The following is a 14797-nucleotide window of genomic DNA, read 5'->3' on the forward strand; positions in this document are numbered from 1 at the left end:
CCAATCTTGATTGTAATACAAAAATTTATTCTTTTTTAATTAATAATTTAATCCCTAAAAAAGTTAATATTAGCAATGTAATAGCTGCAAATGTCATGACTAAATCACGTATTGGTTTTCCTGCCCAATCCATCCATAAAAATTTATGAAGAATTGCAAATGAGTATCCTTCTGTTCTATCTGTTTTCTGTATCACCGAAGCAATTCTAGAAGTTGCTGTTTCTACGAAGTATGTTGTTTTTTCAGGAGTATTGTATGCTAATTTTACGACAGGTAATCGTTTATTTACAAAACCGTATTCCCTATTATCAAAATCAGTTAGAACTTTAATTTCTAGTAGTTCAACACTATCAATAGCACACGTTTTAGTTTCTTCTGAGGTTTGATTTTCACAACAAGGAGCGTTTTCTACTGAAGGATTTTCAAAATAATGGGCTAAAAATTCCGCATATTTCAGATCTAGACCTTTGGCAAGAGTGTTAGATTGTGCATTTAGATATACAACATCTGCTACAGGAGCTAATTTCTTTTTTTCTTTTTTGGATTTGTCTTGGTCAAAAGATTTAAAATTAGCTTGTAATTGGCAACGGTAATAAATTGTATCTTCAAATTGTATGAGGCTTACATTTTGAAGTTTTGTTTTATTAACGGCAATTTCTATTGGATTTATTTTTATTTTATTGCTATTCAAAACAGGTTCATATACCATATCTTGAACAGGCTTTGGATTCCACTTTTTTGTTAGATGGAATGCTCCACTAAACGCAAATCCAATGGTTAGTAGAGAAAACCACATTCCTAATTTTCGATGGTGAATCCGGGTTTTGTTTTCCGATGAAATTTGTGTTTTTTTAAAAATTTTCCAAAAAAAACCGTATATAATAATTCCTGATAAAGCAGATGCGATAATGGTTCCTAGCAAAATAATCATAAGGATTATTCGTATTTCATTGGTTGTAATAGCATCTAAAAATGACCAATTATGAAAGGTATCAAAAAACCATATAAAAACTTGTCTCGAAAGCGGATTAAAGGTGGCTAATTTACTGGAGGTTGTTTCTACATATACTTGCATATTATCACTTCTATCAAAAGTAATTTTATAAACGGGTAAATAGCGATTTATATATTTGTATTGATGATCAAATTCTGTGAGGTATTCGACTTTTAAAATTTTACTTTGATAATCCTCTAAAAAATATTGTGCTAAATATTGTGCATATTTTTCATCTCCTTTTTCTATTTTTTTGCCATTGGTGGCACTAAAATAAACCAGCGAATTATCTATCAATTTTATCTGATAGAACCAATCATTATTCATTTCAATGAAACGAAAGTTTTTGAAGGTTTCAATTTTTTCTTTTCTCAAAATTTCTTTTAGAGAAACTTGTATTTTGGGTATGTTAATTACCTTTGGTTCAATCCATTCATTTTTTATCTGGGGTTTAAAAAAATGTGCCATAAATGGGTGCATAATTCCTGAAAAACACCACAATATAACGGGAATAAAGGTTATATAGGCTAGTAATTTATGTCCTTTATAAATACGCTTTTTTATTTTTTTATTTATTTTTTGAATAATTGTTTTTATCATTATTGTACAGGGTTTCATGAGTTAAAACTCAAAGTATTATTAATGTCTTATGGGTTTAGAATTTTAGAAATTTCATATTTTTATTGAGTTTATAAGGATAGGTTGTATTGCACACCAAAAACAAAAGTTCTGGGTGCTGCGACTGTATAATTTGCGGAAGATTTTGATGAGTTTCCTCTAGATACATTGTAAGCATATAATTGATCTGTAAGATTTATTATATTTAAATAGGCTTCTATTCCTTTTATTTTGTAGCCTATTCTTCCATTGATTACGTTATATCCTTGGTATTTTGTTGTATTAATTTGATCTTGATAAAAACTTGAAACGTACTGCCACTCTGCTGAGATCCTAAAATTTGGCAACTCTTTTGGATGGTAACTAAGTTCTGAATTAGCTATCCAACGTGGTGCTGAAGGCATTTCTTTCCCATTTAAATTTTTTATTCCTTCTAAAGATTTCTCTGGAAACTCAAATTCTACAAATTGATGTTCTGAGTAAGCACTTCCTATTCTGAGATTAATAGATTTTGAGATGCCATAATTTAATCCAAATTCTACTCCTTTGTGTAATGTTTTTCCCGCAGAGCGATAATCTGTTGAGTTATCTACTAAACGGGTGTTGATTAATTCGTTTTTCCCTTTCATATAGTACAAAGAATAATCTATTTTTAATTTGGTATTTATTAGGGATAACCAACCTCCTATTTCATAATTATAAAATAATGCAGGCTTTAGATCGTAATTAAATTCAGCTGGAACTCCTGTTTTTCCTCCTGTACCTGCTTTGATTTCAAAAATAGTAGAAACACTAGGAGGCGAAAAACCTTGTGAGTAATTAGCGTAAAAACCTGCTGTTTTTAATGGATTATAATTAATTCCTGCTTTAAAAGTGGATTGATTATAATCTTTTGTCCCATTTTTTTTACTAATATCATTATAATAATCTAAATTCATTTTATCATATCGTCCTCCTAATGTAAGAACGAGATTTTTTATAGGCATGGTTTTTATTTGTGTAAAAACTGCGTAATTGTAGATGGTTCCGTTGTATACTTTTAATCTAATATCTGGTCGTTCTGCAATAAAATCGTATTGCGAAACAATTGTAGTTTCTGGTTTTAGTATAGGTTGTAAATCCGTTCTATACGACTCATAATCAATAGGAGAACGATCTAATAAGCCTCCTACTACTAGGGTTGTATTAAGCCAATTAAACTTTTGATTGTGTTGTGCTACAATACCATAACTGGTAAAATTATTAGAATTAATTTCTCCTGTAGCAGTTTTTTTATCTTCTGAGAGTCTAATAGCATACGATGGATTTTGACCTAATTGGTTCTCTCGCATAAAAGTTGTTAGAGAAGTCATAGTATTCTGATTCCAGTTTAGTTCATAGATTAATTTTGTCCGCAATGCTTTTGATTTTCGGTAAGCAAAATTAGTTTGGCTTTTATAGGTTCTCTCATAAAAATCTTGTTCATTTACACTTCCACTCATTTGGGTATAATATTCTCCATAAAAAACCGTAGCAATAAGTTTATGATTGGGATTAAAAGTATAATCAAAACGCCCGTTTATATTGTTTTTATCATAGTCTGAATAGGTCATCCAAGCATTTTTTTGAACGGATGATAAGCTGGCAATGTGGTATCCTAACCTACCTATAGTTCCTGAACCCATTGCTTGAAAGCGGTTGAAATGAAATTGATCGCCTTGATATCCTAATTTTAATTGTGGTTTATCAGACGGTTTTTTTGAAATAAAATTAACAGCTCCTCCTACGGCTTCTGGCCCATATAATGAGGAAACAGGACCTTTGACTACTTCTATACTTTCAATGTTGAATTGATTTATTTCTAATAATGCATTGTGGTTAAAAACACCTAGGGGACGAATAGGTAAACCGTCTTCTAGATATAAAAAATAAGCATTTGTTGTCATGGGTTGTCTGATGGACATACTATGTTGTTCATTTCCTAAATTAGTCATTAAAACGCCTGCTGTTTTATTTACTAACTCATACACAGCTGTTGCTTTTGTTTCTGTAATTTGTTTTTCTGTGAGTTTAGAAATAGCAACAGGTGTTTCTGTTTTTTTAGTGTGTATTCTACTAGATGTTACAACTATTTCTTCTATCTGGTTGATTTTTGTTGTGTCTTGATTTTTCTTATTTTGTGCACATACACTCATAACTCCTAAAAGAGTAATGATCTTTATTTTTATTTTCATTGGAAGATTTTTGTTTTATAGCATACTATTCTTTTTATCCCCAGATTACGTATTAGAAATTTATTACAGATAAAATGATTTTGAATCTAAAAAGGTTCTTCCTCTTTTGTCCTGAATGTAGTAAAACTTCATTTGTGGAAAATTTTGGATCTTTTTTATCTTCTTTACTCTTTTTATTTGCATCATAAAGTCCAATACATAATATGAAATGAATACTATGTTTTTTTAGACTAAGACATAAGATTATGAGGTTTTTTATCTAAAAAGAAAAAACCTTGTTTGTTTTTATCTTTATTTAATAAATAGCTTTTGTAGAGGTCGTTTTTTTTGTATTCTCTAACAATATATTACTTGGTTTTTATTTTTAGATAATTATACCTATTATGCTAACTGACAAGGAAGGTTCAAAAAAAGGATGTATTGTCTAACTTTGTTCTGTTTTTTTCTTTGGTTCAAAAAAAGGAACGAAAATCAGACAAAGTTAATAATATGTTTTCTTCTATTGTGAAATACAAATGAAGCTTTATTAAAAAATATTTTTTTTGAAAATCCTCTAAAATAAAGAAGGCGGGTGAAAAATGAGGTTTTCTTTTAAAAAGTTATATAGGTTGGTATATACAAAATGATTTTTTTGAAAATTAAAAATTTTGATGGGTATTAAACTTTCTAAAACGGGATAAAGAAACAAGGTTTCGTGTTCTAGTTTTACTTGTTTTGTGTCTTTTTGAAGTGGTTTTTCTTCTTCGGCTATTTTAGCCATTTGTTTTTGTAAATAACATTTACCATTGCATTTTAATTCAGGTTTATCATTGTTTTCACACAATACGTTGCTTATATAATCATAGTTTATAATATAAGAAACCATAGGTTCTACAGGACGTAGCAAAAATGATAAAACTAATATTAGAAGGGTAAATTTCATTTAGGGTTTGTAACTGATTTTTAAAATTATTTTTTAATGAATGTTGGATCACTTAATGTATTCATGAAGTGAATAAGATTTGTTTTTTCTTCTTCTGTTAATGCAATTTTGTTGTTTTTATTTTTAAGAATAGGATCTAAATTATCTGCATCTAAAACGCCTTTATCAAAATAATCTAATACTTCTTTTAATGAGGCAAACTGCCCAAAACTTCCGTAGGGAGCTGTATATTGTATGTTTCTTAAAGAGGGTACTCGAAAAGCTTGTATGTCTTCTTTTTTTCCTGTTACTCTTGCTCTTCCAACCTCATCTTTATCAGGATTTACAGGAAACCCTATATTTCGAAACGATTGATCTGTAAACAATTCTGTGGCATGGCAATTGGCACATTTTTGTTTAAACGTTTCATATCCTTTTTTTTCATTAGGAGTAAAATCTTGGTCTTTTTTCATGACTTGGTCATATTTACTATTAGAAGAGACTAAAGTGTATTCATATTGTGCAATGCTTTTAAATATTTTTTCTTGTGTTATTTTATCCTCTCCATACGTTTTTTTAAATAGTTCTTGGTACTCTTTGTCTCCTTGTATTTTTGTTATTATTTCTAGAATAGAAGACCCCATTTCTTCTTTCGTAATAATGGGTACGATAGGTTGGTGCTCTAATTCTAATTCGTTTCCATCCCACATATAAAAATTCATAAAGGCTAAATTTTGAATTGGAGGTGTATTACGTAATCCTACTCGTCCTAAAATTCCGATCGCTTTTGTTTTTTTATCTGTAAACGCATTTTCTTGAATGTGGCAACTTGCACATGAAATAGAGTTATTACTACTTAATCTTTTATCATTGAACAATTTTTCGCCTAACTGTACACCGTATTTTGTGGGTTTATTTTTAAGAAAAAAACCATTCAATAGAGGAAAATACTTAGGTGTTTCTATGAAAATTTCTGGATTATTAAATTCAGAAATAAATGTTGGTTCTACGTCTATTTCTTTGTCCTTAGAACAAGAGTATAAGGTAGATACTAATATTAAAAGTAAAATATATGATTTCATTTTTTTATTTTTTTAACGGTAAATATCGTATGCTTCTATTTTTGGTATTTACTTGATCAACATTGATTCATGATAGGTACTCAATGAACATATTATTTGCATACTCAAACCGTCATATCAAAATGACAAAAAGAGGGGACTCAAAAAAAACAATAGTTTCTTGTTTTTGATTATAGTATAAAACTATTACTCACGTTATTTTATTTCTCTTTATAAGTAAAACAAAACGTTTGTGTTCTTTTGGATCCCCTCATATTAATCTTTAATTTTGAACTTTACTAACAGAAAACATACCTGTAACATTTGTAGTACCATTTCCTCCTATATTGTTTACAAAACGCATCATTTGTACAGCTGAATGAACACTTGGGGTTGCATTGTTATCATTTTTATCATTCGTTATCAGCGTTATTTTTTCTGTTCCGCTTAATAACTTATCCAAATCAGCGTTTATAGTAATTTTAGGGTTCATTTTATTCACAATTGCTTGTACTGGAAGATTCAAGGTAATATCTCTATAAGCATCTACTCCTTGAACAAAATTTTTGTTGGGATCTTTTTTTTCAGTACTTCCTGTATGAATTGAAAGAGGTTTGTTTTCATCACTATAATAACCTTCAATTTTCACAAAACGATAACCTGCTCCCCATTCCCACATCATTTGTGTTTTATTTTCTCCAGCGTTAGCAAAAAATTTAGGAAATTTTGTTTGATCTACTTTATTCAAATCACTTTTTACTCCTAAGCCAAATTTAATTTGTTTATAATTACCATAAGGGATTTTTGATAAAGTATAACTTAGTGTTTCAGGCTTTGATTGATCTATTACAATAGCTCCTAAATCAAGATTTGATACGTTGTAAGGCACTTCTGTACCATCTTCTTTTATCAGTCTTATATTACTAACTACATACTTTAGCTCTTTAAAGAGGTGTTTTTGGTTGTTTACTGAAACGTTCGTTGTTACAGCGGTTGAAGTAGGTTCTCCAAGTACAATAGGGGTACTTTTGAAGGTGTTTTCAAAAACCAATGTTACATCATTAGCAAATGTGTTTGGCTCAAGTATTTTTTGATCTTCTTCTTTACTACAAGATAAAAATAAGAATGATGATATAGCTAATAAATAATATTTTTTAAAATTTTTCATAATAATTAAAGTGTTTATTTTTTTTAAAAATTGAGTTTTAACGAGATAAAAATATTTCGTCCCATTCTATTAATATTTCCCCAATCAGCATACGTGCTATAATTTTCGTTTAATATGTTTTCTGCCCCTGTTTGCAATGTTATTTTGTATTCGTTAAAGAGAATTGCATAATCTACTGAGGCTCCCCATAATAGGTATTTAGGTGTTTGATCTTCACCGTATAAAGAGCTGTAATGTATTTGATCTAAATCACCATTTATAGCTGTTCTTGCTCCAAAATTACAATGTTTATATTGCAGGGAAGTTAGATAACTTAATGGTCTAATGAACGGGAGGTTAATCCCTTTACTATCTATACCTCTGGCGTAAGTTAGTGAGCCTTCCCAACGAATATGTTCTCCTAAGTTATAAAAGGAGCTTACTACTACATTATAAAGTTTTGCATGATCTAAGGAAGTGTACCCTTTCACGCCTATAGATTGGTAATTCATAGGACTTCCTATATTTAGGATTTTGCCCACAATATAATTTTCAATGTAAAAATGATTAACCTTAGCTTCTAATCCTATAGTAGCATTTTTATAGCCTGCACTTGCATTTACTTCATAGGAAATTTCATTTTTTAAATCTGGGTTTCCTATATAATCGTATCTATCAAAACTATTGTAGATATAATAGCCATATCCTTCTGAAATAGAAGGTGCTCTATGGCCATATCCTGTACCTACAGAAAAATGATACTCTTTTTTCTTGTATTGATAATTTAAATTAAGACTAGGCAAAATTCGATTTTTTTCTTGAGAACTATTTGGATAAAAAATTCTATTAAATTCTATGTATTTAGAAAAGTTGTAATGAGCTCCTAAAGAAGCACCAAAAGACAACTGACGTTCTGTTGAAAAATCCCATGAGTTCTGTACAGCTACACTTGCAAATTGTGTAGTTACCCAAGGCCAACTATAGGCAAACATTGTTCTTTTGCTACGGTCCTGTGGGTACATTCTCATTTCTGCAATGGATAAATTAGTATACGCATTGAACTGAAATTCTGAGGAGAGTTTATTAGTTCTCGTGCTTACTTTAGAAAGCAATCCATAGGTTGTACTCCATCCGGGCATATCCATGTGAACCAAATTTTCAGGGCGCGTTGTATCATCCATATAATGCTCAATAGCATTGAAGTATACTTTCGTATCCCATACTTTGATTCGTTTGTCATCAAAAAGCTGTTTATAAGCGGCTGATGTTATTAGGGTTCTTGAAAGGTATAAATCCATAGGCAAGGCAGGAAATCCTACATTTTTTGCCATATCAAAAACGACATCCGCTTTTAAAGATGAAAGCAATCCTGTTTTATAAGCTAAACCTAATGAGGAGTTGAATTTAGAGTATTGAGAATGTTTTATTTCTCTATTTTTACCATCAAAATAATTACCTGCTTCTCTATAAGCGATACTTCCATCTAACACAAATTTGTTGTTTGTAAAAGCTATATTTCCCAAATTAAAAAGCTGGTGGTTATTGGATTCAAATCCTCCTTGAAAACTGCCTACTATTTTTGTTTTTTCAGTAAAAGAGCTATTTTTTCTAACTAAATTGATATTTCCTGCAATAGTGGATCCGTGTAATCCTCCTTGTTGTCCTGATTTGATATCAATAGTAGCTAAATTATTTACTTCTAGATAGGAGGTAACAGGGTCCATTTTATCTGTACAGGCTCCAAAAATGTGCATCCCATCAATAGTAATTGTGGAACGCTCGCTACTCATATTGTTTAATAATGGTTCCCAAGCATACGCACCTCTTTTTACAAAAGATATCGTATGAGATGATGCTAGAAATTCGTCTATTGAAACTGCCAATTTTAGATCTGTTTCGATCTTCTTTTTTTTCTGAATTTTTTTCAAATAAATTTCTTTTATCACTTTTACTGAATCCTTATTAACCTCTATACTTTGTGCATTTGTTAAAAAGCAAATACTAACAAATATTAGTAATCCTATTTTTTTCATAAGGTCTTAGAATAGAATATCAATAAAAAGAGAGCTCTTTAATCCTTGAACTCCAGGAGTAAAGTCTTCTGGAACATTGGTTCCTTTTATTACTTTTCCGTTTGAGTCTAATAATATCATATTGAGCGTCCAATTGCCCGTCATAGTATAGTTAACTATACCGTGATAGAAACCATCTTGTTCTTGTGTCAAATCTTTATTATTAGGAGACGAATGATTGCCCATAGAGGGTTCTGGCATTCTTGGATCTAACTTTAACGTATGATTCCTAACTTCCGTAAAAGAATATTCATTGGGTTCCGAAATTGTAGGTTTATTGTATTTATAAATTCCTGCAATTAATGTATTTTCTGCTACTTTAGGTTTTTGTGGGGCGACCAAAGCTATATAATATTTTTCGCCATCATTTCCCGTAAAAGTGGTCATACCTAGATTTTTATTCTTTTGAGGAAGAACTGGAATCGTTTGGGTACCGCTCATCACTTGGTTATTGATTGTCATTTTAATATTTATTTGCCAAGTCCCTTCTTTATTTTCATCAGTAAAGACAGAATACCCTGCAAAATATTCTTCTGCTGGTTTGTACTTCATATTATATTGATGAGGACAAGATGATTTTGTATCATTTGCCAATGTTATAATTGGTAAAAAAGATACTGAAGTAGGAACTACTGTTTTATTTGTATTGAAATCAAAAACTTTTACATGAATTTCGTTATATCCTTTATAAAAAGTTCCGTTAAGTGCTTCAATACAAATATTATAATTACCTACCTTTAAAGAAGTAACTTCTCTAAAAGCAGCGTATTCAGTTACCACAGTTGCTATTTCTGCTTCATAATCTGTTTTTTCCAATGTACAAGAAGTCATTGTATAAACTAATACAATACTCCAATACTTTAGAAATTTCATACTTTCTTAAATGATTATTTTTTATGCAAAGCGCAAGTGAACAGTGCCAAAATGTTATAGCATCTGTACGCGATTAAAAAAATTGGGACGATAAATAATTATCTAAAAATAGGCGGTTTGAGGATACTACATTTAGTAAGAAGTTGATACCAATTTGTATAATTACTAAATGGGTGAATTTGTATATCAATAGGTTTTATAAATTCAAACTCAAAAATACTTTGACAAAATAGTATTTCATATCGTTCTGAAAGGTTATTTTTTTTATCTGGTGTGGGTTTTTCAGTTTCAGAAACTTTTGCCAACTCTTTCATTAAGTGACACTTTCCATTACATTCTAACGTAGGTTTATCTTTATTTACACACAATACCTCAGCTATGTAGTTGTAATTTACTACATAATCAATAACTGGCATTACAGGACGCAACAGTATTAAAAAAGCCAATATGGTATATAACCCTTTCATTATTAAAGTACAAATGTATACAATTTAGATAAAAAAACAAATTTGGTTTTCTTTTTTATGATCAAACACAATCGGTTTTTTAATAAAACTTAAATGCGATAATTCTTTTTTTATAAGGTAAAACAAATGTAAACCAATCTTAATTAAACCCTTATGATATTTATCATTTAACAATTTGTTTTTGAAATAATATTTTTTTTACGTTATATTCTACTTTTTATATTTGTAAACTCATACAATTCTATTTATTTTTAAAATTTTATACTATCACAAGTACAACCTATAATCCTCCAAACCTAACAAAGCTTCCTACAATTAACATACTTACACCAATAAGTGTTATCAGTAAAATGTGAACAGCCATTAAAATAATGGTTTTAGAAGTTAACTTAGGAATAATGAATAGTCGCGCATGAATGGCTAGAACTAAAGTTAACATGAGCAAACATAATTTGATTGATATCACTCTTTCAATATTCGATTCAAAAGAAAACCAGCTTGTTAGTGTAACATTGTATTGATAGGCCATTAATACGCCTGTTCCTACCAAAATCAATAAAGCGGGTAGTCCTATAGGTTCATACTGTTTTTCAAAATTTTTAATAATTTCAACGTCTTTGTTTTTTAAGGCTTTTGGCAAATATCTAATGAGTAAGATAAGATGTCCTCCTACCCAAACACTAGCAGCTAATAGGTGGATTATCAATAAAAGATGGTGTGTCATATCGTATTATTTTAGATTGAATGGGTTCTTATAAATCTTTGTTTTTGAATTTTCTTAAAGAAATTACAAAAGGTATAAAAGCCCACAAACAAAGGAATAAAAAGGAAAACATTACGCCTAATGTCGTTCCAAAAAAGTCTTTAAAAATAGCTCCTGTATAGCCCATCATGGCAGAAGCATCTAGGTGCAATAAAATTTGAATACGAGCTAAATCTATTGGGCTAAATATTGTAATTCCAACCATTGCATTTTCTATTGGATACTCAGAAAATTGAAATAATAAAAAAAGAATTATTCCATCAAACAAAATAGAAAAGTATAACCATATCATGATTGCAACACCAATTCCTTTGGCTTTATCTCGAATAAAAACAACACCTAAAAAAGCTAGAGAAATAAAGATGATAGATAGTAAGATCCCCACAATTAACATTAGTATCCCTATACTATCAGGAAAATTTATAAGCAACGGAATTCCTGCTCCTATAAAAAAGGCAGTGGTTAATGAAAGGGATACTCCTAGGTATAAATTAGACCAAATTTTTTTTCGTTTAATAGGTTGACTTAACAATAGTTCTATAAATTCAGCGCTGTTGTATAAATAGATTGTTGCAAATAAAATAGAAACAAGAGGTACTGTAAATAAAATTACATTTAGGATGGTTAGTATTCCTTTTGACGAATTGTCTTCTAATAAAAAAGAACTCCAACTTAAAATAGATAAAATAATGGTATAGGCTACTATTATTTTATTCTTGTAAATATCTTTTGTAATTATTTTTAGTAACGAATTCATCTTTCTAATTTGTAAAAAGTTTTTGTTTTAGAATTTTTGCAATGGCTTTGCTTATTTTTTCCTCAGCTGTTTGACTTTTTAGTTCATTAATGGTTTTATAGAATTGTATTTCTCCTTCTTGCATAAAAATAATATGCGTAATTAGGTCGTCTAACTCACTTAATAAGTGAGAAGTAATCATAATGAGTTTTCCTTTTGCTTTTTCTTTATTAATTTTTGTTTTTAGGATCTCAGCCGCTAAAGGATCTAGACCTGCGGTTGGCTCATCTAATATCAGAATATCAGGATTGAATAAAAAGGCTAAAACAGCGCTTACTTTTTGTGTAGTTCCTCCTGATAATGTGCCCATTGGTTTATCAAACATTTTTTGAACTTCAAAAGAATGCAATAACTCTTCATCTAATTTGTCTTTTGAATTTCTTAGTTCTTTTATCATTTCTATAACTTCGCCAATGGTTAGTCCTTCTGGATATCGTCCTATTTGTGGCATATAACCTATATTATTTCTGTACAAAAAATCTTTTTGTATAAATTGGTTCTTTACAAAAATGGCTCCCGAATCAGGAATAACCATTCCTAATATTGATTTGATTAAAGTTGTTTTTCCGCAACCGTTAGGCCCTATCAGTGCAACACATTGTCCGCTTTCTAAAGTGATCGACACGTTTTTTAGCACGTTTAATTTTTCGAATTTTTTATTACAATTATCAATTACAATCATAAAAGCAAAGGTTTTGTTTTGGGGTGATTATCAACAAAATTATCGGGTGTAATGGTTGGTAAAACTTTTTCGGATTTATCTAAAAGCACGATCATAAAACTTCTATACAATAGCATTGCTGAAGGTATGTTTTCTGTTAAAACAGCAAATAAACTTAATGGATGATAAGGTACATCTCCTAAACCATCTTTATTTATGTCGTATCCTTCGTATTTGTCCCAATAATTTTTAGTAAAAGTATTCATCACTAAACTCCCATTCGTACTTACATCAAAGGTGTTTTTAATAAAATTATTATCCGTTATAATGTTATCCATACAACTGGCTTGAATTTTCATTCCCCATCCATTGTTCTTGAATTGGTTTTTTTCTACCCAAATTCGGGAGGTTCCTTCCATATAAATACCCGAAGTATTGCTAACAAACTTGTTATTGTAGATATAACTATCTGATATTTCTTTTAATAATAATCCGTAAGCAGAATCGCCCCAATTTTCTTCGAAATAATTATTAAACATTTTAACGTTTTTAGTAAACATTACGGCTACACCTGCTCCATTGTTTTTAAACACATTTGTTATATAAGCATCATCATGAGAAAACATAAAATGCAAACCATAACGAATGTTATTATTTGATCTATTTCTCCAAATAACAGAATTTGTTACAAATTCAAAGTAGATACCGTCTCTATGTCCTTCTATTGTATTGCCTATAATTCTTAAATTTTTGCTTTTCCAACAATGAATACCATTTCCTATTAATTGTTCTTTCTGACCATAAGCTTTTAGTTTATTATTTTTAATCAGGCAATTTTTTCCATTTTGAATATAAATTCCAAAGAAGTTATTATCTAAAATATTGTTTTCTATAACAACATTTTCTTTGTCATACACTCTAATTCCACAAGGATCTTGAAGTGCGGCAAAACCTGAATTAACTATTTTAAACCCTTTTATGGTAACATTATCGGCATTTATTGAAAAAATTTCGAATTTGTTTTCACCATCAATTAGAGGAAAATCTTTGCCTATCAAAACAATTTTTTTGGAAATCATGATATTTCCTTCTCGATATATTTTTTTAGGAACAATAATTGTATCATTGTCTGCGCTCTGCTCTATAGCTTTTTTAATAGAATAGCTAACGACGATTGTTTTTGCTTGCAAATTCTGAAAAAAAATTAAGGCTAAAGCAGTTAATATGATTTGTATATTTGAGTTAATTCTTTCCAATTTAGTACATCTGTATGAAGTTTTGATTGATATTTTTTACTTTCTTTTAAATTTGAAAAACAAGCAATATTTCCATTCATTGGGCTTTTAAAATTGATATGTTTTACAAAAAAACCATCGTTTGCAGAAATCATGTTTTTATTTAAATAATCTGACACATATACTGCTTTTATTTTTGTATTCCTAATGTATTGAAGCAAACAGGAGAGATCATCAAACTTGTAACATCTTCCTTTATCTGTAATTATCTGACAAGAGAATTGAGGATTTGAAATGGTCATTTTGCAAAAATCACAAGAATCTATATTTAGTTTTATGGGCTGGGGTTTATCAGAGCCACACGATAATGAGAAAATAAAACTGAAAAACAATAAAATTCTATATAATACTCTCATGATTGTATATTTTTTTCATTAATCATTATAAAAAACAGTATTATTCCAGCAGTTATTAGCATCCAGCCTCCTTTATCAGGAATAGAATAGGCTCCAAAGTTTAATAACTGTTTATAACCTACTAAGGGAGGTTGATAGCTCATTCCTGGTACTTTTATTGCAGCATTAGGATCTAGATTATGTCCATACTCGTAATTCCAACGGTAAAAATCTATTGCTGATAGAATTACGAATAAAAAAAATAGTACTAAAAAAGATCCCACATATTTTTTTTTATCTAAAAATAGGAGTAGTAGGGAAACTAGTCCAAAACCTACAATTATAGAAGTAAGGATCGTAAATTCAAAAAAGTTTTCTGTATGAAGGGTTTCCATCCCTATATAATGATTTAAACCATTGATTATATCAACATCTCCTCCTATTTTATCAGCATATAATCTTAGAACCAGTCCTTCAGGGTACTGAGGGGCATCTAGTTGTATTTGCCATAGCGGAAAAAAAACGGATCCCATAAAAAGTCCTGACACAATTATTAGAAGTCCTTTTGATACTAATGATACTCTTTGATTTTTCATTTTGA

General features: G+C 29.7%; 14 protein-coding genes. All 14 read right to left on the reverse strand.

From position 1 onward, the window contains the following. Positions 1-25: 25 nt before the first annotated feature. A complete protein-coding gene (locus ACUXZJ_RS00305; protein ID WP_235588306.1) occupies positions 26-1594 on the reverse strand; it encodes a PepSY domain-containing protein in 1569 nt (522 codons plus the stop codon). A gap of 89 nt (positions 1595-1683) precedes the next feature. Next, entirely contained in the window at positions 1684-3825 is a 2142-nt protein-coding gene (locus tag ACUXZJ_RS00310) for a TonB-dependent receptor (protein ID WP_060382917.1), read from the reverse strand. Between the two features lie 553 nt (positions 3826-4378). After that, positions 4379-4747 carry a hypothetical protein gene (locus tag ACUXZJ_RS00315; RefSeq protein ID WP_060382918.1) on the reverse strand — a complete coding sequence of 123 codons (369 nt, stop codon included), beginning with the start codon at positions 4745-4747 and terminating at the stop codon, positions 4379-4381. Positions 4748-4773: 26 nt separating this feature from the next. After that, complete coding sequence (locus ACUXZJ_RS00320) at positions 4774-5808, reverse strand: cytochrome-c peroxidase (protein ID WP_060382919.1); 1035 nt, start codon at positions 5806-5808, stop codon at positions 4774-4776. 262 nt (positions 5809-6070) lie between these two features. Then, positions 6071-6955, reverse strand: coding sequence for an MbnP family protein (locus tag ACUXZJ_RS00325; protein ID WP_060382920.1), 885 nt, complete (start codon positions 6953-6955; stop codon positions 6071-6073). A 23-nt stretch (positions 6956-6978) separates the two neighbouring features. Further along, on the reverse strand, positions 6979-8967 hold the full coding sequence (locus ACUXZJ_RS00330; protein ID WP_354018097.1) for a TonB-dependent receptor: 1989 nt from the start codon (positions 8965-8967) through the stop codon (positions 6979-6981). A 6-nt stretch (positions 8968-8973) separates the two neighbouring features. Then, entirely contained in the window at positions 8974-9879 is a 906-nt protein-coding gene (locus ACUXZJ_RS00335) for a hypothetical protein (protein ID WP_065213109.1), read from the reverse strand. Positions 9880-9977: 98 nt separating this feature from the next. Then, positions 9978-10346, reverse strand: a complete 369-nt coding sequence (locus ACUXZJ_RS00340; protein WP_060382923.1) for a hypothetical protein — start codon at positions 10344-10346, stop codon at positions 9978-9980. Between the two features lie 280 nt (positions 10347-10626). Next, positions 10627-11070, reverse strand: coding sequence for a CopD family protein (locus ACUXZJ_RS00345; protein ID WP_060382931.1), 444 nt, complete (start codon positions 11068-11070; stop codon positions 10627-10629). 28 nt (positions 11071-11098) lie between these two features. Next, a complete protein-coding gene (locus ACUXZJ_RS00350) occupies positions 11099-11866 on the reverse strand; it encodes an ABC transporter permease subunit (protein WP_014166193.1) in 768 nt (255 codons plus the stop codon). 4 nt (positions 11867-11870) lie between these two features. Next, entirely contained in the window at positions 11871-12587 is a 717-nt protein-coding gene (locus ACUXZJ_RS00355; RefSeq protein WP_060382932.1) for an ABC transporter ATP-binding protein, read from the reverse strand. Further along, positions 12584-13822, reverse strand: coding sequence for a nitrous oxide reductase family maturation protein NosD (locus tag ACUXZJ_RS00360; RefSeq protein ID WP_097609439.1), 1239 nt, complete (start codon positions 13820-13822; stop codon positions 12584-12586). The genes ACUXZJ_RS00355 and ACUXZJ_RS00360 overlap by 4 nt, the downstream gene beginning before the upstream one ends. Next, complete coding sequence (locus ACUXZJ_RS00365) at positions 13786-14217, reverse strand: nitrous oxide reductase accessory protein NosL (protein WP_060382934.1); 432 nt, start codon at positions 14215-14217, stop codon at positions 13786-13788. The genes ACUXZJ_RS00360 and ACUXZJ_RS00365 overlap by 37 nt, the downstream gene beginning before the upstream one ends. After that, positions 14214-14792 (reverse strand): hypothetical protein, encoded by a 579-nt coding sequence (locus tag ACUXZJ_RS00370; protein ID WP_354018100.1) that lies wholly within the window; start codon positions 14790-14792, stop codon positions 14214-14216. Before ACUXZJ_RS00370 ends, ACUXZJ_RS00365 begins: the two co-directional genes overlap by 4 nt. Positions 14793-14797: the final 5 nt, after the last annotated feature.

The sequence above is a fragment of the Flavobacterium sp. TN-1 genome, assembly GCF_052828645.1.

What these genes read in the sequence shown, in the direction of transcription:
- ACUXZJ_RS00305 (WP_235588306.1), bottom strand. Translation starts at nt 1,594, where the DNA reads ATGATAAAAACAATTATTCAAAAAATAAATAAAAAAATAAAAAAGCGT.
- ACUXZJ_RS00310 (WP_060382917.1), bottom strand. Translation starts at nt 3,825, where the DNA reads ATGAAAATAAAAATAAAGATCATTACTCTTTTAGGAGTTATGAGTGTA.
- ACUXZJ_RS00315 (WP_060382918.1), bottom strand. Translation starts at nt 4,747, where the DNA reads ATGAAATTTACCCTTCTAATATTAGTTTTATCATTTTTGCTACGTCCT.
- ACUXZJ_RS00320 (WP_060382919.1), bottom strand. Translation starts at nt 5,808, where the DNA reads ATGAAATCATATATTTTACTTTTAATATTAGTATCTACCTTATACTCT.
- ACUXZJ_RS00325 (WP_060382920.1), bottom strand. Translation starts at nt 6,955, where the DNA reads ATGAAAAATTTTAAAAAATATTATTTATTAGCTATATCATCATTCTTA.
- ACUXZJ_RS00330 (WP_354018097.1), bottom strand. Translation starts at nt 8,967, where the DNA reads ATGAAAAAAATAGGATTACTAATATTTGTTAGTATTTGCTTTTTAACA.
- ACUXZJ_RS00335 (WP_065213109.1), bottom strand. Translation starts at nt 9,879, where the DNA reads ATGAAATTTCTAAAGTATTGGAGTATTGTATTAGTTTATACAATGACT.
- ACUXZJ_RS00340 (WP_060382923.1), bottom strand. Translation starts at nt 10,346, where the DNA reads ATGAAAGGGTTATATACCATATTGGCTTTTTTAATACTGTTGCGTCCT.
- ACUXZJ_RS00345 (WP_060382931.1), bottom strand. Translation starts at nt 11,070, where the DNA reads ATGACACACCATCTTTTATTGATAATCCACCTATTAGCTGCTAGTGTT.
- ACUXZJ_RS00350 (WP_014166193.1), bottom strand. Translation starts at nt 11,866, where the DNA reads ATGAATTCGTTACTAAAAATAATTACAAAAGATATTTACAAGAATAAA.
- ACUXZJ_RS00355 (WP_060382932.1), bottom strand. Translation starts at nt 12,587, where the DNA reads ATGATTGTAATTGATAATTGTAATAAAAAATTCGAAAAATTAAACGTG.
- ACUXZJ_RS00365 (WP_060382934.1), bottom strand. Translation starts at nt 14,217, where the DNA reads ATGAGAGTATTATATAGAATTTTATTGTTTTTCAGTTTTATTTTCTCA.
- ACUXZJ_RS00370 (WP_354018100.1), bottom strand. Translation starts at nt 14,792, where the DNA reads ATGAAAAATCAAAGAGTATCATTAGTATCAAAAGGACTTCTAATAATT.